Annotated in this window: 17 protein-coding genes and 2 pseudogenes; 16 read left to right on the top strand and 3 right to left on the bottom strand. The window is 60.4% G+C overall.

Going from position 1 to position 21521, the window contains the following annotated elements; genetic code table 11:
* Positions 1-337 precede the first annotated feature (337 nt).
* Genes QRN41_RS16800 through QRN41_RS16790 form a run of 3 tightly spaced genes read left to right on the top strand, consistent with a single transcriptional unit; the run spans position 338 to position 3096 of the window.
* The gene (locus tag QRN41_RS16800; RefSeq protein WP_167418170.1) at positions 338-1312 is read left to right on the top strand and encodes a hypothetical protein; all 975 of its coding nucleotides are present in this window, start codon (positions 338-340) and stop codon (positions 1310-1312) included.
* A 50-nt stretch (positions 1313-1362) separates the two neighbouring features.
* Entirely contained in the window at positions 1363-2295 is a 933-nt protein-coding gene (locus QRN41_RS16795; protein WP_167418171.1) for a hypothetical protein, read from the top strand.
* A 57-nt stretch (positions 2296-2352) separates the two neighbouring features.
* Positions 2353-3096, top strand: a complete 744-nt coding sequence (locus QRN41_RS16790) for a hypothetical protein (RefSeq protein ID WP_167418172.1) — start codon at positions 2353-2355, stop codon at positions 3094-3096.
* A gap of 62 nt (positions 3097-3158) precedes the next feature.
* On the opposite strand, the gene mgrA is transcribed toward QRN41_RS16790, so the two are convergent.
* The 3 genes from mgrA to epsC form a co-directional block, all read right to left on the bottom strand.
* Positions 3159-4196 carry an L-glyceraldehyde 3-phosphate reductase gene (gene mgrA / locus QRN41_RS16785; protein ID WP_034111313.1) on the bottom strand — a complete coding sequence of 346 codons (1038 nt, stop codon included), beginning with the start codon at positions 4194-4196 and terminating at the stop codon, positions 3159-3161.
* A 139-nt stretch (positions 4197-4335) separates the two neighbouring features.
* On the bottom strand, positions 4336-6297 hold the full coding sequence (gene betT / locus QRN41_RS16780) for a choline transporter BetT (RefSeq protein WP_167389851.1): 1962 nt from the start codon (positions 6295-6297) through the stop codon (positions 4336-4338).
* A gap of 336 nt (positions 6298-6633) precedes the next feature.
* Complete coding sequence (gene epsC, locus QRN41_RS16775; protein WP_034095345.1) at positions 6634-7560, bottom strand: serine O-acetyltransferase EpsC; 927 nt, start codon at positions 7558-7560, stop codon at positions 6634-6636.
* 166 nt (positions 7561-7726) lie between these two features.
* On the opposite strand from epsC, the gene QRN41_RS16770 reads away from it, so the two are divergent.
* From QRN41_RS16770 to QRN41_RS16710, 13 genes and pseudogenes are all read left to right on the top strand, one after another.
* A complete protein-coding gene (locus tag QRN41_RS16770; protein WP_167418173.1) occupies positions 7727-8722 on the top strand; it encodes a D-cysteine desulfhydrase in 996 nt (331 codons plus the stop codon).
* 277 nt (positions 8723-8999) lie between these two features.
* Positions 9000-9794, top strand: coding sequence for a cystine ABC transporter substrate-binding protein (gene tcyJ, locus QRN41_RS16765; RefSeq protein WP_034095344.1), 795 nt, complete (start codon positions 9000-9002; stop codon positions 9792-9794).
* Entirely contained in the window at positions 9794-10459 is a 666-nt protein-coding gene (gene tcyL / locus QRN41_RS16760; protein WP_034111309.1) for a cystine ABC transporter permease, read from the top strand. Before tcyJ ends, tcyL begins: the two co-directional genes overlap by 1 nt.
* Before the next feature lie 3 nt (positions 10460-10462).
* Entirely contained in the window at positions 10463-11209 is a 747-nt protein-coding gene (tcyN, locus tag QRN41_RS16755) for an L-cystine ABC transporter ATP-binding protein TcyN (RefSeq protein WP_034136477.1), read from the top strand.
* Positions 11210-11525: 316 nt separating this feature from the next.
* Positions 11526-12286, top strand: a pseudogene (locus QRN41_RS16750) (hypothetical protein).
* A gap of 186 nt (positions 12287-12472) precedes the next feature.
* Positions 12473-13714 carry an SfnB family sulfur acquisition oxidoreductase gene (locus QRN41_RS16745; RefSeq protein ID WP_167418175.1) on the top strand — a complete coding sequence of 414 codons (1242 nt, stop codon included), beginning with the start codon at positions 12473-12475 and terminating at the stop codon, positions 13712-13714.
* A 24-nt stretch (positions 13715-13738) separates the two neighbouring features.
* Complete coding sequence (locus QRN41_RS16740) at positions 13739-14932, top strand: SfnB family sulfur acquisition oxidoreductase (RefSeq protein ID WP_167418176.1); 1194 nt, start codon at positions 13739-13741, stop codon at positions 14930-14932.
* The gene (locus QRN41_RS16735; protein ID WP_167418177.1) at positions 14932-16284 is read left to right on the top strand and encodes an LLM class flavin-dependent oxidoreductase; all 1353 of its coding nucleotides are present in this window, start codon (positions 14932-14934) and stop codon (positions 16282-16284) included. Before QRN41_RS16740 ends, QRN41_RS16735 begins: the two co-directional genes overlap by 1 nt.
* 75 nt (positions 16285-16359) lie before the next feature.
* Positions 16360-17169, top strand: a complete 810-nt coding sequence (locus QRN41_RS16730; protein WP_034095337.1) for a MetQ/NlpA family ABC transporter substrate-binding protein — start codon at positions 16360-16362, stop codon at positions 17167-17169.
* Positions 17170-17171: 2 nt separating this feature from the next.
* A complete protein-coding gene (locus tag QRN41_RS16725; protein ID WP_167418178.1) occupies positions 17172-18287 on the top strand; it encodes a methionine ABC transporter ATP-binding protein in 1116 nt (371 codons plus the stop codon).
* The gene (locus QRN41_RS16720) at positions 18277-18921 is read left to right on the top strand and encodes a methionine ABC transporter permease (protein WP_034136471.1); all 645 of its coding nucleotides are present in this window, start codon (positions 18277-18279) and stop codon (positions 18919-18921) included. Before QRN41_RS16725 ends, QRN41_RS16720 begins: the two co-directional genes overlap by 11 nt.
* Before the next feature lie 39 nt (positions 18922-18960).
* Positions 18961-19593: a class I SAM-dependent methyltransferase gene (locus QRN41_RS16715; RefSeq protein WP_034095334.1), complete on the top strand. Its 633-nt coding sequence runs from the start codon at positions 18961-18963 to the stop codon at positions 19591-19593.
* A gap of 631 nt (positions 19594-20224) precedes the next feature.
* Positions 20225-21521: pseudogene (locus QRN41_RS16710) on the top strand (YncE family protein); the annotation flags it as partial.

Below are 21521 nucleotides of genomic sequence, written 5' to 3'. Positions count from 1 at the left end.
CGCGTTTTATGCTCATAGCAAACTTTAAACAGCCAATATCGACCGCTTCCGATTTATTAAAATAAAACTCGCCATATTGCCTACTCTCGGCAACCTCGCTACACAATTAATTAACATCCCCGCCTTGCTATTACTTCAGAAAAATCCTCTATAGCTATCGTTATCTCACGTTACCAATTCCGCACTGGCACTCGGAACCCCAGACAGTTACCAACCACAGATCTCACGACACTGTCGCGACGTGAAAACGCTAACGCCTCACTCATCAATACCGCAAAAGCGATATAAAACTGAATCTTATATCGACGAAAAACTTATTTAATTGAGAAACAAATAGATGAACACATCACTAACATCTACTTACCCGTCAATCGCCGCCAATAGACAAAGCGAGAATTATAACAACACGTTACCCACGGCAACTGCGCCTCACAGGCACTCTAATTCAACATCAATGGAACATACACTTGCTCAGACTACCTCAGCATCCGCACCCTCTCATATAAGTGTCGAAAAAACACTTGCACTGCTTGGCAATGCACTCAATGAAATCATGACATCACTGAATAACCTGCTAAACATACAACCATCGGTAAAAACGTTGGTTGATCACAAGCCTCTCCGGCCAGCCACCGAACTACCCCATACAACATTGGAAACCACACAGGTAGTTGACAAGGCGACCGTCCCCCAATCGCACGAGTTTCTTTCAGCCAAAAAAAGTGGCGAAAAACCGGATGACATCTGGGGCGGGCTGTTTTCTTCACCGGTGCTCACGCTGTATTCGAGCGGCGCCCCGCTCAGTTCCCATGTCGCGGGTATAAAACTGGCCATGCAACGGTTTGGGCAAAGTCCGCGGGATATTTTCAGTGAAGTCACCAGACTTGACACGGGCTTCAACATAACGATGCGCGACGGCTTCAAACTTCATATTACGTTTGAAGAACTAAAACTGGCTCAAGAAGGCTGCCAGATGCTCGGTGACGAAAGCATGCTCAAAGATGCAGCCTTTCTTTTCGGCGCCTTGGTAAAACGAAAGCAGATCGAATCATTTAATGCTTCGGCGCCCTCCGACTATGCCATTGCCATGTGGGAAACCAACAAGGGGGAGTCGGCCAAAAACGTGTTGGAGTTATTGGGCCTGAAAAACCATATCCAGTCGGCCAAGTCCCATGACATCGCCGCGAATAAAGGTTTAGGCATTATTGTGAAAAGCCCTGTGGAGTCCCTCGCCATTGTCGATGGGTTGGCAGACTTCAACTGCACACCTTCTGGTGTCAGAAAACATCAACATGCCTATCTACTTACTTGAATACTCCCGTAAACGTCCGGGACAACATCACATTCTTAGGAATTGAGCCGATGAACACGTTCTCCAACTACCGCTCCAACGCCCTGTCCGCCAATGTTTCTCCCTCGCTGGACAACCGCAATGCGCTGCTAAAAAACCACGATTACGAGGCTCCCCAGCAACCCAATGCACACACCCAGCACAGCATCGAGTTGGTCTTAAGTTCGATGTTCACGTTATTGCAAAGCCTTGAAACTGCTCTAAAGAACTTGACCCACCCGCAACAGGCAGGGGTCATCCATCAAGACACGCCACTTTCCACGCCTGTCCGTCCCGGCGTTGATACAACACGGCAACTCCCGACCCGTCTTAATAGCCTGCTGCAAAAAGAGGTCACGCCAACGAACGACACTGAAAACCCGCAATTCCCGGACCTTTCGTCAAAAACCAACGGCGCAGCGCCCAGCGATATCGAAAAGGGGTTTTATTCCGTGCCCCGCGAGTTTGGTGAAAACCGCTATACGGATCGCTACGCGGCAATGATCAAACTGATGATGATGAGGTTCGGACAGAGCCCCACGGATTGTTTCGAAAAAGTCACCCGAACGGGAGACACCTATGCCGTCGACATGAAAGACGGAGAAAGCGTGAACATCACCCGCGCGGAAATACAACTTACGGCAGATGCCGCCAAATTCGCCGGCCATGACAACGGAATGATCAAGGACGCCAACTTCATGCTGACCGCTTACGTAAAGCGCGTTCAGAACACCCATGAAGATCCGGTCATTCGCTCCAACTTCGAAGCCGCTTTGCGCAGCGTCATCACTACGCAAGGGTTTGAGAAAAGGATCCTGGAAGACCTTGGCATGGTGTCTTTCATGACCCACGCCAACGCACATGAAATGTCGGAAACCAAGGCACCGTCCTATCTATATAACCACGGCTTGGTGCTGGATAAGGAGGCGCTGCCGTATGACGGGCACGGCTACATCCTGGTCTGAGCATCCTTGCTCGTTGGTTGTAACACAGGCGGATTTCCAAGCATCAAGGCGCATTGCATGAACTTATCAGCACTCGTGGGCAGCTATGCCCAACCTTATTCGAACCTCGTCCCCCCTGCGATTGAGCACACCCGCACCGCGCGTCCTGGCGCGTATGACAATACGGCGGCACAGGTTAACCGGTTCGACACGGGCTACATGCCCATGTCCAAAACCGCCGCTGGCATCAAGCCCAAGAATATCTGGACTGCTTTCACGCAAGGCAGGCAGGGGAATTGCGTCACTGTTTCGGCTATAAAAGCGGCGATGATGAAATACGGTCACAACCCCCGTGGCATCTACAAGTCGGTGACAGAAACCCCCACGGGCTTCGATATCGTCATGCGTGACACGTTCAAGCTAAGCCTGACCCATGACGAAATAAAACAGGCGAAGACCGGTTCGGCTTTTTATGGCGACGACCCCGACGTATTGGCGGATGCGGTGTTTTTATATGCCGCCAGTGCCAAGCGCGCGCAGATGAAAAACCACGAGGGCCGGGCTAAGCGAAGCTTCGAAGCCGCCATGGGCACGCTCAACGACGGTGAAGGAGACCGGGATGGGTTTAAGCGCCTGGGCCTGTTAGGCAAAACCCGCTGGACTCATTTTCGCGAACTGGACAAAGGCAACACCGGCACCGCCTCCCTCAACAACCATTCGGTGGCCGTGGTCGATGGGCACGTGGACCTCTACGGTGAAAAAAGACCGTTTTCGACGTCCCCATTCCGGAATTGGCGCGGGATGTACCTCAAGCTGGTATAGCGCCCGCGCCTGACCGGATGATCAAACGCCCTCTCGCCGTCCAGGCGAGAGGGCGTCGTGCATTACTGCGCCAGTGACGGCTTTTCCCACAAGTTAATCCCACCTTCCTGGGCAAACCGATCGATTTCCGCCAGTTCTTCAGCGCTGAACGACAAGTTGTTCAGCGCGCCGACGTTCTCAACAATCTGCTCTGGCCGGCTCGCACCGATCAGCGCGCTGGTCACCCGAGGGTCGCGCAGGGTCCAGGCCAGGGCCAGTTGCGCCAGGCTCTGGCCGCGACGCTGGGCGATCTCGTTCAGCGCCCGGACGTGGGCGAGGTTGGCTTCAGACAAGTGCCCGGCCTGCAACGAACCACCGCCGGGACGATTGACCCGCGCATCGGCCGGCACGCCGTTGAGGTACTTGTCGGTGAGCAAACCCTGGGCCAGCGGCGTGAAGGCGATCACGCCGGTGCCAAGCGCTTCGGTGGTGTCCAGCAGGTCTTTTTCCACCCAGCGGTTGAGCAGGTTGTAGGCCGGCTGGTGGATCAGCAACGGTACTTTCCATTCCTTGAGCAGCGCGGCCATCTCGCGGGTTTTGGCGCCGGAGTAGGACGAAATGCCGATGTACAACGCCTTGCCCTGTTGCACGGCAGTGGCCAGGGCGCTGGCGGTTTCTTCCAAGGGCGTGTCGGGGTCGAAGCGGTGGGAGTAGAAGATGTCCACGTAATCCACGCCCAGGCGTTGCAGGCTCTGGTCCAGGCTGGCCAGCACGTATTTGCGCGAGCCGCCGCCCTGGCCATACGGGCCGGGCCACATGTCCCAGCCAGCCTTGCTGGAGATGATCAATTCGTCGCGATAGTGCTTGAAGTCTTCGCGCAGCAAACGGCCGAAGTTGATCTCGGCGCTGCCGTAGGGTGGGCCGTAGTTATTGGCCAGGTCGAAGTGGTTGATCCCCAGGTCGAACGCGGTGCGTAACAGCGCGCGCTGGGTGGCGATCGGCGTGCTGTCGCCAAAGTTGTGCCACAGCCCCAGGGACAGTGCCGGCAGCACCAGGCCACTGTGGCCTACGCGACGGTACGGGATAGATTCATAGCGGTTTTCGGCAGCAATATAAGTCATCGAATCCTCTCTTGGACGTCGGCAAATAAGGCCCGGGAACAAGACTATTCCCAGGCCCTTTAACCAGCTGAATCGCTTAACTTCGCCATTGCTGTTTTACAGCAAAGTCCTACCCGAGAGGAACACGCACGCCTCTTCTCTAGCGCACCAGATGCAGGAACTGCAGGTGACGCTCGTACTGGTCGAGGATGTCGTTGATGATCTGCTCCTTGGTGTAGCCCACCAAGTCGTAATCCTGGCTGCCCTCGCTCAGATGCACTTCCGCTCGGTAATAGCGGCGGTTATTGATAGCTTTCTTGCCCATGCCGCCCAGGGCAAACGACGGCGTGAAGTAGCCGCGCATCTGCACTTGATAGACAAACGGGCGCTCCTCGCCGTGGCCGATTTCCAGGCTGACGCTGTCGTTGGCCGGGTCCGGCTGGGTGACGACGTTCAGGCCCTTCTCGACAAACACCGCGGTCACTTCTTCGATGGCTGGGCGCACGGTCGATTCGAGGAAACGGTACACCTCGTCACGCGATGGAAAGTGCACCGCCTGGCTCAAGCGTTGACGCCAGCCGCCACGGCCCTTGCGTGACGCAGAGATCGGCGCCAGCGAATGCAACTGGGCGATCTGCTTTTGCGACTCCATGTAGAACGCCTTGTGCAGCCCCCACATCATCAGCAGCAGAATCAGCGAGAACGGCAACGAGGTCAGCACCACCGCCGACTTGAGCGAATCGATACTGCCGGCGAACAGCAACGCGCTGGTCACCAGCGCCGTCATCGCGCCCCAGAACACCCGCAGCCATTTCGGCCCGTCTTCGTCGGCGTTGCCACCCTTGGACGACAGCGTCGACAGCACCACAGTGCCGGAGTCGGCCGACGTCACGAAGAACACAAAGCTGATAAACACCGTGACGGCGATGACGGCCTTGCTCCACGGGTAGGTTTCCAGCAACAAGTAAAGGCTCATCGATGGATTATCGATGGCCGATTGGCCGAGCGCCGCCATGCCGTGGTTGAGCACTTGATCGATGGCGCTGTTGCCGAAGATCGACATCCACGCCAGGGTGAAGCCGAGCGGGATCAGCAGCACGCCGAATACGAATTCACGGATGGTGCGGCCACGGGAAATCCGCGCGATAAACAGACCCACGAACGGCGACCATGCGATCCACCAAGCCCAGTAGAACACCGTCCAGCCGCCCAGCCAGTCGCTGGGTTTGTTGTAGGCGTAGACGTCGAAACTCTTGGTCGGCAAGGCGCCGAGGTAGTCGCCGATGTTCTGGATCAGAGTGTTGAGCAAGTGCTGGGTAGGCCCGGCGAACAACACGAACAGCAGCAGCGCGCAGGCCAGCAGCATGTTGATGTCGGACATCACCCGCACGCCCTTGTCCACGCCGGCCACGGCCACCAAGATCGCAGCGCCCATCATCAGGGTGATCAACCCGACCTGGATCCACTGGGTGTGGGCGATGCCGAACAGGTAGTCCAGACCGGAGTTGAGGTGCAGCACGCCGAAGCCCATGTCGGCCCCCAGGCCGAACACCGTGGCGATGATGCCAAAGCCATCCACCGCATAACCGATGGGGCCGTTGATGCGTTTGCCGATCAGCGGGTACAGCGCCGAGCGCAACGCCAGCGGCAGGTTATGCCGGTAGGCGAAATAGGCCAGGGCCATGCCGACAAAGGCGAACACACCCCAGCCATGCAGGCCCCAGTGCAGAAACAGCACCTGCATGGCCTGGCGCGCGGCGTCGGCGTTCATCGGCGCGCCTTGGGGCGGTTGCACCAGGTGCGTCAGCGGCTCCGAGACGCAGAAGAAAAACAGCGTGATGCTGATGCCGGCGGCGAACAGCATGCCGGCCCAGGACAAGTAACTGAATTCGGGCTCGTCGTGGTCGGCACCGAGTTTTATCTTGCCGTAGCCCGATAACGCGGTGACCACCACGAAGACCAGATACAGGGTCATCGCCAGCATGTAGTACCAGCCGACCGTATTGGCCGCCCAGTTTTGCGCCGCCAGCAGCCAGGCACCGGCCTGTTGTGGGATGGCGATAACGGTCAAGCCGAACAGCAGAATAACCGTGGCGGCAAAGTAGAAAACGGGCGCATTCATGCGCACCAGGCCGCTGGAAGGGGTGGACGATGCACTCATGAGCGATGCACCCCTGGGACGTGAAATGTGGCTGGGAAAAACAGACTCAGCAAAGGTAAGCCTCCTGTTGTGAGCGGGCAGCGAACCACCGGTTTAACTTGAACGAACGTTCAAGTTAAACATGAATAGGTGGTTTTGGACTAATCGCAGGGCTGAGCGGTATGACGGGTGAGCAAAGGAAATCGTTCAGCGACTGCTCACGGAAATACCGCCCCGGTGTGGAATACAGTCAGTGTATCGGTGGCTGACAGGTCACTTGTGGTGAGCCTCCTCCCACAGGTGACCCGTGCAGGTTCTCTACTTCTGCGCCCCATCATCATGTTGCAGATTCGCTTGAGTGATATTCGCCCCCGCTGGCACATTGCGGGTCAGCCACACATTGCCGCCGATGGTCGAGCCCTTGCCGATGGTGATGCGCCCCAGGATGGTCGCCCCGGCGTAGATCACCACGTCATCCTCGACTATCGGATGGCGCGGGTGGCCTTTCTGCAGCTGCCCATCTTCATCGGCCGGGAAGCGCTTGGCGCCCAGGGTCACTGCCTGGTAGATGCGCACGCGCTCGCCGATGATCGCGGTCTCGCCGATCACCACGCCCGTACCGTGGTCGATAAAGAAACTCGGGCCGATCTGCGCGCCGGGGTGGATATCGATGCCGGTGGCCGAATGGGCGATTTCCGCGCTGATGCGTGCCAGCAACGGCAAACCGGCGCGGTACAAATGGTGCGCCAGGCGATGGTGAATCACCGCCAGGATCCCCGGGTAGCACAGCAGCACTTCATCCACACTGCGCGCGGCCGGGTCGCCGTGATAGGCAGCCAGCACGTCGGTGTCCAGCAGGCTGCGCAGGGCTGGGAGCGCCAGAGCGAAATCCTGGATCAGGCGGATGGCGTGGGCGTCGATGTCACTGTCATCCTCACCGCCCTGGCGCGCGGCGTAGCGCAGTTCCAGGCGTGCCTGGGCGAGCAGGGCATTGAGGGCCACATCGAGGGTGTGGCCGACGTAAAAATCCTCGCTTTCTTCACGCAGGTCCGCCGGGCCCAGGCGCATGGGGAACAGCGCCCCGCACAGCGACTCAAGAATCTGCGCCACGGCCTGGCGCGAGGGCAACTCGCGCCCACCATGCTCGCCGCTCAGGCGGCCATTGCGAGAGCGCCACTGATCGCGGGCGCCGCGCAGTTGGCTGACGATGGTCTGCAATTGCCAATGACTGGAACGCTCACTCACGGTTTTCACTCCTGACAAAATGGCCATCACTTTACGGCAAGCGCACCGACCGACATTAAGAACCAATGGTGCGATGCTCATAACCATCGGACATAAGCGATTGACGGTTGCCCGATGAAAAGTGCCTGCCTATAGTCGGCCCATTACTTCGCCACTGTGTTTAACCATGATCAAACAACAGCTCGACCGTTTTGACCGCCTGGAACTGCTGGGCGGTGCCACCGCGCTGGAAAAACTCGAACGGCTATCGGCGTGGCTGGGCCGGGATATCTACGTCAAACGCGACGACACCACCCCGCTGGCCATGGGCGGCAATAAGCTGCGCAAGCTCGAATACCTGGCCGCCGATGCCATCGCCCAAGGCGCCGACACCCTGGTGACCGCCGGCGCGATCCAGTCCAACCATGTGCGCCAGACCGCCGCCCTCGCCGCCAAACTCGGCCTGGGTTGCGTCGCCCTGTTGGAAAATCCTACCGGCACCGACGACCCGAACTACCTGGGCAACGGCAATCGCCTGCTGCTGGAGTTGTTCGACGCCAAGGTGGAATTGGTGGAAAACCTCGATCACGTCGACGAGCAGCTCAACGCCCTCGCCGACCGGCTGCGCAGCAACGGCAAGACGCCATACCTGGTGCCCATCGGTGGCTCCAATGCGTTGGGCGCCCTGGGCTACGTGCGCGCCGGGCTGGAGCTGGCCGCGCAGATCGAGGACAGCGGCATCGACTTCGCCGCCGTGGTGCTCGCCTCCGGCAGTGCCGGTACGCACAGCGGTCTGGCGCTGGCCTTGAGTGAGGTACTGCCGCAATTGCCCGTCATCGGCGTCACCGTATCGCGTACCGAAGAGGCACAGTTCCCGAAAGTCCAGGGCCTGGCCGAGCGCACCGCCGAGCTGCTGGGCGTGGGCTTGCCCGAGGCGTTCAAGGTGATCCTGTGGGATGAGTACTTTGCCCCGCGCTACGGCGAGCCGAATGCCGGCACATTGGCCGCGATCAAACTATTGGCCAGCCAGGAAGGTCTGTTGCTCGACCCGGTCTACACCGGCAAAGCCATGGCGGGTTTGCTCGACGGTATCGGGCGTCAGCGCTTTGAGGACGGGCCGATTATCTTCCTGCACACCGGCGGCGCGCCGGCGCTGTTTGCCTATGACGCGGTGTTCAACTGAGTAAACCAGTTAAAAGTGGGAGGGGGCTTGCCCCCGATGGCGGCCTATCAGTCAGAGATGCGCTGGCTGGACTATAGCTATCGGGGGCAAGCCCCCTCCCACATTAGAAACAGTTTATATTCTAAAAAAGAATATGATTTTGAATTTATATTATTTTCAAGTCTTAAAAACCGGCTTTATAGTCGCGCCGCAGGCGAAGACGCGCTTCGCGCTTTAAGGCAGGATACGCCTACTGCGTCACCTGCTTCGCTCACCATAAAAAACACAGGGGCTCTTCATGTCTATTTCTGCATTCCGTCGCACGTTACTGGTTGGCACGCTGGGTCTGGCACTCGGTGCCGGTTGGTTGGGTCAGGCTGTGGCCGGCGAACAATTGGCCAATATCAAGAAGGCCGGCGAGATCAAAATCGGCCTGGAAGGTACCTATCCACCCTTCAGCTTCCAAGATGAAAGCGGCAAGCTCAGTGGCTTCGAGGTGGAGCTGTCCGAAGCCCTGGCCAAAGAGCTGGGCGTGAAGGTCAAGCTGCAAGCCACACCATGGGACGGCATCCTCGCCGCGCTGGAATCCAAACGCCTGGACGCGGTGGTCAACCAGGTCACCATCTCTGAAGAGCGCAAGAAAAAGTACGATTTTTCCAAGCCCTACACCGTTTCCGGGATTCAGGCGCTGGTTCTGAAAAAGAATGTGGACAGCATCAAGACCGCCGATGACCTGGCCGGCAAGAAAGTCGGCGTGGGCCTGGGCACCAACTACGAACAATGGCTCAAGGACAACCAGCCCAAAGCCATCATCAAGACTTATAACGACGACCCGACCAAGTTCCAGGACCTGCGTATCGGCCGCATCGACGCGATCCTGATCGACCGCCTGGCCGCGCTGGAATATGCCAAGAAGGCTAAGGACACCGCCGCTGCCGGCGAAGCATTCTCGCGCCAGGAATCGGGTATTGCCTTGCGCAAGGGCGAGCCTGAACTGCTGGACGCCGTGAACAAGGCCCTCGACAAACTGCGCGCCGACGGCACCTTGAAGAAGCTGTCCGAGAAGTACTTCAACGCTGACGTCACTCAATAATGGAAGCAAGTTTCCAACTCGCACTGGATTCCGCGCCCTTTCTGCTCAAGGGCGCGTACTACACGGTGATCCTCAGCCTGGGCGGCATGTTCTTCGGTTTGCTGCTGGGCTTTGGCCTAGCCTTGATGCGCTTGTCGCGCTTCTTGCCGGTGCGTGGGATTGCTCGGATCTATGTGTCGTTCTTTCGCGGCACGCCGTTGCTGGTGCAGCTGTTTTTGATCTACTACGGCTTGCCACAAGTAGGCATCGAGCTGGACCCGATTCCGGCGGCATTGATCGGCTTCTCGCTGAACATGGCCGCTTACGCCTGTGAAATCCTGCGTGCCGCCATCGGCTCAATCGAGCGCGGCCAGTGGGAAGCAGCGGCCAGTATCGGCATGACCCGCGCGCAAACCCTGCGCCGGGCCATCCTGCCGCAGGCCATGCGCACAGCGCTGCCACCGTTGGGCAACAGTTTTATTTCGCTGGTCAAGGACACGGCGCTGGCCGCCACCATTCAGGTCCCCGAGCTGTTTCGCCAGGCGCAATTGGTGTCGGCGCGCACCTTCGAAATTTTCACCATGTACCTCAGCGCTGCGCTGATCTATTGGATCCTGGCCAGCATCCTGGCGCATTTTCAGAATCGCCTGGAAGACCGGGTCAACCGGCATGACCTGGAGTCTTGAAGCATGATCGTGGTTGAAAAACTGACCAAACAATTCAACGGTCAGGTGGTGCTCGCCGGCATCGACCTGGAGGTCAAGGAAGGCGAAGTCATCGCCATCATCGGCCCCAGCGGTTCCGGCAAAACCACCTTCCTGCGCTGCCTCAACTTTCTCGAAACGCCCACCAGCGGACGCATCAAGGTGGGCGATATCGAGATCGACGGCAGCCGCCCAATCAACCAACAGCAAGGCCTGATACGTCGTCTGCGCCAACATGTGGGTTTTGTGTTCCAGAGCTTCAACCTGTTCCCGCACCGCACCGCGCTGGAAAACGTCATCGAAGGCCCGACCGTGGTCAAAAAGATGCCCCATGAGGCTGCGGTGGCTCTGGGCCGCAAGCTGCTGGCTCGGGTCGGGTTGGCGGGCAAAGAAGACGCCTACCCACGGCGCCTGTCCGGCGGCCAGCAACAGCGCGTGGCGATTGCCCGTGCGCTGGCCATGGAGCCGGAGGTGATTCTGTTCGACGAACCCACCTCGGCGCTGGACCCGGAGCTGGTCGGCGAAGTACTGGCGACCATCCGTAGCCTGGCCGAAGAGAAGCGCACCATGGTCATCGTCACCCACGAAATGAGCTTTGCCCGGGATGTGGCCAACCGCGTGATCTTCTTCGACAAGGGCGTGATCGTGGAGCAAGGCGAAGCCAAGGCGTTGTTCGCCAACCCCAAGGAAGAACGCACACGGCAGTTCCTGAGCAAGTTTCTCGCTCACTGAGCCTGCCTGTTTGTGGCGAGGGTGCCTGCGCCCTCGCCATACCCCGCGTTCCTACAGCAACGCCCCATCGAACCGCATAAAACGCCCTGCCTCGCGCCGCCTGAAATCCCCCTCCCAGTCAGACCCTTCTGAATATCCGCAAACCCGCCGTTTAGCCTTTTGCCGCCATTGACGCTCCTTGGCCAACCCTCTTATCTAGGCCTCAGAGGATTGGATCCTATCCCGGCTATTCACTGAATCGTGCCTTTCAGCCCCCCTGCGCACCCGCGCCAAGGGGCCGGAACGATTGCTGCTGGCTGCATCAAGGAGATGACTTATGACGCCCACGCTCACCGCCCCAACGCTGCCCCAGGCCAACCGATATGGCATCAACGCTCGGGCGGCCACCCAGTTGCAGGTTGCCATTGCGCCGTACCTCGGCATGGACGAAGGCGACCTGATCGAATTGTTCTGGAACCGTTGCTTTGCCGCCTCGCGGCGGATCACGGCGTGCAAGGTCGGCACGCCCACGCACCTGCGGGTGCCGGAGAGCTTTGTGCAAGACGGCCTGGCGCAGGTGTATTACCAGGTTATGCAGGTGGGCCACGGCCCGGCGCGCTCGGCCGTGACCCAGGTGCGCGTCAAGACCAACGCCCCAGGCGGCCAGCCCCCGGCGCTGTACAGCGACGAAAACCAGAACCTGGCCCCCGTCGGCCTGCCCGAGACCATTCGCCGCTACGGCGTCAACAGTCGCCAGGTACGCCGTGGTGTGCCGCTGACCATTGAGCCCTACCTGAACATGACTACCGGCGACGCCATCACCCTGCGCTGGGGCGATGTGCGCATGGATCTGCCGAAGATCCAGGCCCGCGGCATCGGCCTGGCCGTGCAGGTTTGGGTGCCGGCGACGGTGATCGCGGAGGCGGGCGACGACTGCCGGCTGGAGGTGACGTACTGCATTCTGGATCGCGTTGGTAACACCTCGCACTGGGCGCCGTCACGCACGGTGCGCATCGCGGCGTCGACGTCGTCACGGCCGACCCGGGCCGTGACGCCCTAGCGCCCCAGACGCTCGGCTCCCCGTGCGAACCGGGCTGATCGCCTTCTATGCATATTCCTATAAGTTAGTTTATTTAAATATTTAACAAGCTTAGGGTATATGCACCGGACCACCGGACATCTCTGAATTTTTGTTTTTAATTTCATTGAATGCGAGGTCGGTATGGTCAGAATTACCCCGGTGCGCAACGCCAGGGCATTGCGTGCAGCCAAGGAGCGGCGCTGATGTCTAACTTGGCTCTTACACCCCCAGTCACTCAGCTGGACGTCGCGCCTTTGCTGTTGCCGGCCGTGGTGCTGCGCAACGACGCAGAGGCGCTCGACGCCGCCCATGAGCTGGCCCAGGCCGCGCGCCTGCAAGCCGCCACGCGCGACCAGCAACGCAAACTGCCTTGGGCGCAAATCGAACAGTTCACCCGCAGTGGGCTGGGCAGCATTTCTATTCCCCGCGAGTACGGCGGCCCGCAGGTGTCCTTCGCCACCCTGGCCGAGGTGTTCGCGATCATCAGCGCGGCCGACCCCGCGTTGGGGCAGATCCCGCAAAACCACTTCGGCATCCTGCATCTGTTGCAGGGCACTGCCACCGAGCGCCAGAAAAAGCAGCTGTTCCAGAGCGTGCTCGACGGTTGGCGCATCGGCAACGGCGGCCCTGAACGCGGGACTAAAAACACCCTGGAGCTCAAGGCGCGCCTCACCGCCCAAGGCGACGGTTATGTGGTCAGCGGCCAGAAGTTCTACTCCACCGGCGCACTGTTTGCCCATTGGGTTGCGATCAAGGCGCTCAACGACGACGGCAAACAAGTCATGGCCTTCGTGCGCCGTGGCACCCAAGGGCTGCGCATCGTGGATGACTGGTCCGGGTTCGGCCAACGCACCACCGCCAGCGGCACCGTGTTGCTCGATCGCGTCCCGGTGGACGCCGACCTGGTGGTGGACAACTGGCGCCTCGGCCAAAGCCCGAACATCCAGGGCGCGGTCTCGCAATTGATCCAGGCCGCCATTGACGCCGGCATTGCCCGCGGTGCGCTGCAAGACACCATCGCCTTCGTGCGTGAGCGCTCGCGCCCGTGGATCGACGCCAAGGTCGAACGCGCCAGTGATGACCCGTACGTGATCGCCGATATCGGCAAGCTGACCATCGAACTGCACGCTGCCGAAGCCCTGCTGCGCAAGGCCGGCCAGGTACTCGACCAGGTCAGCGCCGCGCCGATCACTGCGCAGTCGGCGGCGCGCGCGTCGATTGCCGTGGCCGAGGCCAAGGTGCTGACCACCGAAGTATCGCTGCTGGTCAGCGAAAAGCTCTTCGAACTGGCCGGCAGCCGCGCCACCCTCGCCGAATTCAACCTCGACCGCCACTGGCGCAACGCCCGCGTGCACACCCTGCACGATCCGGTGCGCTGGAAGTATCACGCGGTGGGCGCGTATCGCCTCAACGGCACCTTGCCCGCTCGACACTCCTGGATTTAACCGAGCGGACGTCTGGAGACCTCTATGCCTTTCTCGACCAACGTCGCGGTGATCACCAGCGACGAACATGCCCTTGTGGTGGCCAGCGACCTGGCCGAAGACTTTCGTCGCGACAGCGCCCAGCGCGACCGCGAGCGCCGCCTGCCGTGGCCTGAGCTGGATGCGTTCTCGCGCTCCGGGCTGTGGGGTATCAGCGTGCCCAAAGCCTTCGGCGGTGCCGGCGTGTCCAACGTGACCCTGGCCAAGGTCATCGCGCTGATCGCCCAGGCCGATGCCTCCCTGGGCCAAATCCCGCAGAACCATTTCTATGCCCTGGAGGTGCTGCGCGTAAATGGCAGCGCCGCCCAGCAGCAGCGCCTGTACGCCGAGGTACTCGCCGGCCAGCGTTTTGGCAATGCACTGGCGGAACTGGGCACTAAAACCGCCCACGACCGCGTGACGGCGCTGACCCGCGACGGCGATGGTTTTCGCATCAACGGGCGCAAGTTCTACGCCACCGGCGCGCTCTACGCCCAACGCATTCCCACCTCGGTGGTGGACGAACACGGCGTGCAGCAACTGGCCTTTGTGCCCCGCGACAGCCAGGGCCTGAACGTAATCGACGACTGGAGCGGCTTCGGCCAGCGCACCACCGGCAGTGGTTCGGTGGTGTTCGATAATGTGTGGGTCGCGGCGCAGGACGTGGTGCCGTTCCAGAGCGCCTTCGAGCGCCCGACCACCGTGGGCCCGCTGGCGCAGATCCTCCATGCCGCCATCGACACCGGCATCGCCCGCGCCGCCTTTGAAGATGCGCTGCACTTTGTGCGCACCAAAACCCGGCCGTGGATCGACGCCACCAGCGACAAAGCCAGCGAAGACCCGCTGACCCTGAAAAGCTTCGGCCACCTGAGCGTGCGTCTGCATGCCACCGAAGCCTTGTTGGAGCGCGCCGGCGAATACCTCGACCGCGCCCAGGCCGACAGCAGCGCCGAACACGTCGCGGCCGCCTCGATTGCGGTGGCCGAAGCGCGCGCCTTGAGCACCGAGATTTCCCTGGCCGCCGGCAGCACTTTGTTCGAGCTGGCCGGCAGCCAGGCGACCCTGGCTGAACACGGCCTGGATCGGCACTGGCGCAACGCACGCGTACACACCCTGCACGACCCGGTGCGCTGGAAGTATCACGCGGTGGGCAATTACTACCTCAACGACGCCAACCCGCCATTGCGGGGGACGATCTGATGAGCAAAAAGAAAATCCTGCTCAATGCCTTCAACATGAACTGCATCGGGCACATCAACCACGGCCTGTGGACCCATCCTCGGGACACCTCGACCCAGTACAAAACCCTGGCCTACTGGACCGATCTCGCGCAGACCCTGGAGCGCGGATTGTTCGATGGTTTGTTCATCGCCGATATCGTCGGCGTGTATGACGTTTACCAGCAATCGGTCGAGGTGCCGCTCAAGGAGTCGATTCAACTGCCGGTCAACGACCCGTTGCTGCTGGTCTCGGCCATGGCCGCGGTCACCCGCCATCTGGGGTTCGGCCTCACCGCTAACCTCACCTACGAGCCGCCGTATCTGTTCGCCCGGCGCATGTCCACCCTCGATCACCTGAGCGAAGGCCGAGTGGGCTGGAACATCGTCACCGGCTACCTGGACAGCGCCGCCAAGGCCATGGGCCTGACCGAACAAGTCGAGCATGACCGCCGCTACGACCAGGCCGATGAGTACCTGCAGGTGCTCTACAAACTGTGGGAGGGCAGTTGGGAAGACGACGCAGTGCTCAACGACCCGCAGCAACGGGTCTACGCGCAACCGGGCAAGGTGCATAAGGTCGAGCATCGCGGCGAGTTCTATCAGGTGGAGGGTTATCACCTGTGCGAGCCGTCACCGCAACGCACACCGGTGTTGTTTCAGGCCGGCAGTTCCGAGCGCGGCTTGGCCTTCGCCGGGCAACACGCCGAGTGCGTGTTTATCAGCGGGCAGAACAAAGCCGCGACCAAGGTGCAGGTGGACAAAGTGCGCGCCAGCGCGCTCAAAGCCGGGCGCAACCCCGAGGACATCAAGGTGTTCATGGGCATCAATGTGATCGTCGGCGCCACCGAAGCCCTGGCCTGGGAGAAACACGCCGAGTACCTGAGCTACGCCAGCGCGGAAGCGGGCGTGGCGCACTTTTCGGCCTCCACCGGCATCGACTTTTCCCAGTACGAACTCGACGAACCGATCCAGTACGTGAAGAGCAACGCCATTCAATCGGCCACCAAAACCCTGCAAAACAACGATTGGACCCGCCGCAAATTGCTGGACCAGCACGCCCTGGGCGGGCGCTACATCACCCTGGTGGGCTCGCCCCAACAGGTGGCCGATGAGCTGGAGTCGTGGATCAACGAAACCGGGCTGGATGGCTTCAACCTCACGCGCATCGTGACCCCGGAAAGCTACGTGGACTTCATCGACCTGGTGGTGCCGGAGTTGCAGCGGCGCGGGTCGTACAAGACTGAATATGAGCAAGGCACCCTGCGTGAAAAAGTCTTTCACGCCAGCGCCCGCCTACCCGACCAACACACCGGCTCTACGTACCGCCCCTGATCAAAAGATCTGGGAGGGCACCTCCCACCGTACAACTGCCTTGTTTGCCCTGATCCCTGATGACTGGAAACCACTATGAAAAAGACACTGATCAATAACCCAGTCAAAGCACTGGCCCTGGCCTTCGGGCTGTTCAGCTCGACGGTGTTCGCCGCCGACGCACCGCTGAAAGTCGGCACCACCGCAGCCTTTGCGATTCCGCTGGAGGCCGCCGTGGCCGAAGCCGGCAAGCAAGGCTTGAAGGTCGAGCTGGTGGAGTTCACCGACTGGATCGCACCGAATGTCAGCCTGGCGGCGGGCGACATCGATGTGAATTACTTCCAGCACATCCCGTTCCTGGAAAACGCCAAGGCCGCCGCCGGGTTTGACCTGGTGCCGTATGCGCCGGGCATCATCAACAACGTTGGGTTGTATTCGAAAAAATATAAAAGCTTCGCCGACCTGCCCCAAGGCGCCAGCGTGGCGATTGCCAACGACCCGATCAACAGCGGTCGCGGCCTGCAATTGCTGGCCAAGGCGGGCTTGATCACCCTCAAGCCGGGGGTGGGTTACAAGGCCACCGAAGAAGACATCGTCGCCAACCCGAAACACATCAAGATCCTGCAAGTGGAAGCCGTGCAACTGGTACGCGCCTATGACGATGCGGACCTGGTGCAGGGCTACCCGGCCTATATCCGCTTGTCCAAGACCTTCGATGCCGAGTCGGCGCTGCTGTTCGACGGCCTCGACCATCCCGAATACGTGATCCAGTTTGTGGTTCAGCCCAACAGCAAAACCGACCCACGGGTGATCAAGTTCGTCGACATCTACCAGCACTCGCCGGTGGTGCGCGCCGCGCTGGATAAATCCCTCGGCAAGCTCTACCAAGTCGGTTGGGAGGGCTGAACATGACCGTCGCCCACGCACATTTGCGCGACCTGGGTTTACCGCCCAGGGACGCCGAGCAGACCGAGCTGCATCCGCACCTGAACCGCGCCCATGTGCGCTTTATCAACCTGGGTAAGACCTACGACGGCAGCGTGCATGCGCTGCAAGGCATCGACCTGGCGATCCAGCGTGGTGAAGTGTTTGGCATTATCGGCCGCAGCGGCGCCGGTAAGTCATCACTGATCCGCACCATCAACCGGCTTGAACAACCCAGCAGCGGGCGCGTGCTGATCGATCAGGTGGACATCGGCGACTTCGACGAAGACCACCTGGTGGCGCTGCGGCGGCGCATCGGCATGATCTTCCAGCACTTCAACCTGATGTCGGCCAAGACCGTATGGCAGAACGTCGAGCTGCCGCTCAAGGTAGCCGGCGTGGCCAAGCTGCAGCGCGAGCAGAAGGTGCGCGAGCTGCTGGAATTGGTGGGGCTCAAGGACAAGCATCAGGCTTACCCGGCGCAGCTCTCCGGCGGGCAGAAACAACGGGTGGGCATCGCCCGCGCGCTGGTGCACGACCCGCAAATCCTGCTGTGCGACGAGGCCACCTCGGCCCTCGACCCGGAAACCACCCAGTCGATCCTTGGCCTGCTGCGCGAGATCAACCGGCGCCTGGGCCTGACTATCGTACTGATCACCCATGAGATGGCGGTGATCCGCGAAATCTGCGACCGCGTGGTAGTGCTGGAGCATGGACGCATCGTCGAGCAAGGCCCGGTGTGGCAGGTGTTCGGCGATCCGCAGCATGAGGTCAGCAAAACCCTGCTGGCACCGCTGCAACAAGGTTTGCCGCCGGAGCTGCAAGCGCGCTTGCAGGACCAGCCAGCCTCTGCCGAGGCGGCGGTGGTACTGCGCGTGCAGTTCACCGGCAGCGCCGCCGACGAGCCGGACCTGGCCGCGCTATTCAGCGCACTGGGCGGGCGCGTGCGTTTGCTGCATGGCGGAGTGGAGCGCATCCAAGGCCACGCCCTGGGGCAATTGCTGCTGGCGGTGAGTGGTTCGGCCCACGGCGCCGACGCCTTGCGCCAACGCGCCGGGCGCTTTGCACAACAGGTGGAGGTGCTGGGTTATGTGGTTTGATCGTTTAGTACAGGGCGCCCTCGACACCCTGCTGATGGTCGGCGTGTCATCGTTGATCGCGTTGCTGGTGGGCATCCCGCTGGCGGTGTTCCTGGTGACCAGCGACAAGGGCGGCATCTTCCAGGCGCCGGCGTTGAACCGGGCGCTGGGGGCGTTCGTCAATCTGTTCCGCTCGATTCCGTTTTTGATCCTGATGGTGGCGCTGATCCCGTTCACTCGGCTGATCGTCGGCACCACCTACGGCGTGTGGGCCGCAGTGGTGCCGTTGACCATCGCTGCCACGCCGTTCTTTGCCCGGATCGCCGAGGTGAGCCTGCGCGAAGTCGACCACGGCCTGATCGAAGCCGCCCAGGCCATGGGCTGCCGGCGCTGGCACATCATTTGGCATGTGCTGTTGCCCGAAGCGTTGCCGGGGATTGTCGGCGGTTTCACCATCACCCTGGTGACCATGATCAACTCCTCGGCCATGGCCGGCGCAATCGGTGCCGGTGGGTTGGGGGACATTGCCTACCGCTACGGTTACCAGCGTTTCGATACGCAGATCATGCTCACGGTGATCGTGCTGCTGGTGGCGTTGGTGGTGCTGATTCAGGTGAGCGGCGATCGCCTGGCGCGGGTGCTGAACAAACGGTGAGGTATAGTCGGGACCTTTCAGTGCCCGGTATCGCTCGCCATGACCCTCAAACCCGACGACCTCGACCAGATCACCTCCACCACCCTCGGCCACTACAACAAGGTGGCCGAGGACTTTCGCGAAGGCACCCGCGACCACGATGTGAGCCAGAACATCGACGCCTTGCTGCGGCATATCCAGGGTGCGCCGCCGTTTACCGTGTTGGATTTTGGCTGCGGGCCTGGCCGCGATCTACAGACTTTTACGCGCCTGGGCCACATCGCCGTAGGGCTCGACGGCTCCGAGCGTTTCGCGCAGATGGCGCGCGAGGACAGCGGCTGCGAAGTGCTGCAACAAGACTTCCTCAAGCTGCAACTACCCGCTGCGCGCTTCGACGGCATCTTCGCCAATGCGGTGCTGTTTCATATCCCCAAACAGGAATTGCCCCGGGTACTCAAGCAACTGCATGCCGCGCTGAAACCGGGGGGCGTGCTGTTCAGCTCCAACCCGCGCGGTGACAACCAGGAAGGCTGGAACGGGCCGCGCTACGGGTCGTATCACGACCTGGAGGCGTGGCAGACGTTGCTGACCAGCGCAGGGTTCGTGGAGCTGGAGCATTACTACCGCCCTGCCGGATTGCCTCGCGAACAACAGCCGTGGCTGGCCAGCGTCTGGCGCAAACCTCACCAATAGCTTGGCAATACATACCAATGTGGGAGGGGGCTTGCCCCCGATGACTGTGGGTCAGTCAGCACATCTGATACTGATACACCGATATCGGGGGCAAGCCCCCTCCCACATTTACTGCACCTGATACACCACCGGCGCCTCCCCCATCCGCAGTGACAACCAGGAAGGCTGGAACGGGCCGCGCTACGGGTCGTATCACGACCTGGAGGCGTGGCTGGCGAGCGTCTGGTGTAAACCTTATTAGCAACCTGAAAAAATGCGGTTTTTGTGGTGAGCGGGCTTGCCCCGCGCTGGGGCGCGGAGCGGCCCTCTCTACAGACACTGCGGTGTGCCAGGCCAGAGCTGTTGCCAGGTTTTAGGGCCGCTTCGCAGCCCAGCGCAGGGCAAGCTCACCACAACAAGCCCCCTCCCACATTTACTGCACCTGATACACCACCGGCGTTGCACCCACCCGCAGCGTGAAAAAATTTTTAAGGGAAAGTGTGATGTTGCTGAATCACATCAACGGGACGCCAACGGCTGCCATTCGTCGCCACTGTCAATTCTGACAGTTACCCACCCCACCCGGATGGGGGTTTGATTCTCCTTGCTCAACGCGCCAGTCCTGAGCGCGCTCCCAGCCAGGAGATTCATCATGTCCGACACCCCTCTTGACCCCGAGAACAATTCGATCTCGGGCGGTCTACCCGCCGCGTCGCTTCCAGTGCCCTATCAATCACCCAGCCTGGAACGCCCTGAACCGCGACGAATTGAAGACCTGGATCACCCATATTCGGCCTTCCCCTGGGTCGACCTCCAGCTCGCCGCCCACCCTGAGAATGCGGCCTACGGTCTGGGTATCCGCCATGTACGACCTTATGCGCTGTTCGTGTTTGAAACATGGCTGAATCCCAACTTTCTCGACTATTTTGCTTTTTATCTTGAAGACCTGACTTTTCCCGTTGCCGAAGATTACGTGTGGAGTTCGGCAAATCCCCAACAGTACCTGGCCATCCCCTCCGAATTTATTCCTGAAGGTGAGGTGTCCAGTTATGGTCGAGTGATTCGCATAGGCAGTGGCAATGAAAGCACCTCTCCTGTGCGAACCCTTTTGATCAAGACCGACCGCCCCGGTGGTGTGGACAAAGACCCCGGCATTCCGTGGCATACCGGCCTGGTCATGCGCGTAGAAGGCTTCCCCGAAGGATCGAATATTGGCGCAGGCGATGTTGTGGGCGGCCTTTGGTGCCTGATTGATCTGTACGAACACATCCGCCAGAACGATGTCATCGAGCTGTCCTGGGATGGCGAGTTTGTGCAGCATACCGTGAGCCCGGCTGAGGCGGCCGGGTCAGGACCGATTCGGGTCTTTGTGCCCAAATCGATCATTGATAAGGGGGGGCAACTTGGGAAAGTGACCCTTCGGTTTCGTGTGCATGATGTGGTGGAAAACTTTTCCGGGGTAAAGTATCAGTATTCCAAACCTTATTTCCTGGACGCCGAATTGGACCCTTCGCTGTTGGAACCGCCGATTTTCCTGGTGGACGGCGAAGAGCTCGAATCCAGGCAGATCGACTTCGATACCCAGAGTGGCTCAACCTTCGAAGTGATCGCCCTTACAGACAAACAGTTTCCGTCCCCCCTCCCCAGGCATCAGATCATTGTGACGTTGCTCGGGATGCTCGAAGACGGCACCACCCAGACAATTGTGCTGCAGCCGGTTACCGACAAGAACCTCGGTTTCACCTTTGTTCCGGTGGATGCCAGCATCATCGCTCAATGGGTTGGCGGCTCATTTCGGGTATCGTTCGAGTGGCAAACCGCCGCCGGCGTGTCGCTGGGGCAATCGGGCAGCACTACCATCACCGTGGTCGGCACCAAGGTCTTGATGCCGGCCCCCGATGTCAGCCCTATCGAGCTGGGGTTGATTCCGGCAGGTGAAGACATCACGG

Source organism: Pseudomonas sp. efr-133-TYG-23, assembly GCF_030209215.1.
Taxonomy (GTDB): Bacteria; Pseudomonadota; Gammaproteobacteria; order Pseudomonadales; family Pseudomonadaceae; genus Aquipseudomonas; species Aquipseudomonas rhodesiae.
This window is presented reverse-complemented; position numbering and strand designations above follow the sequence as displayed.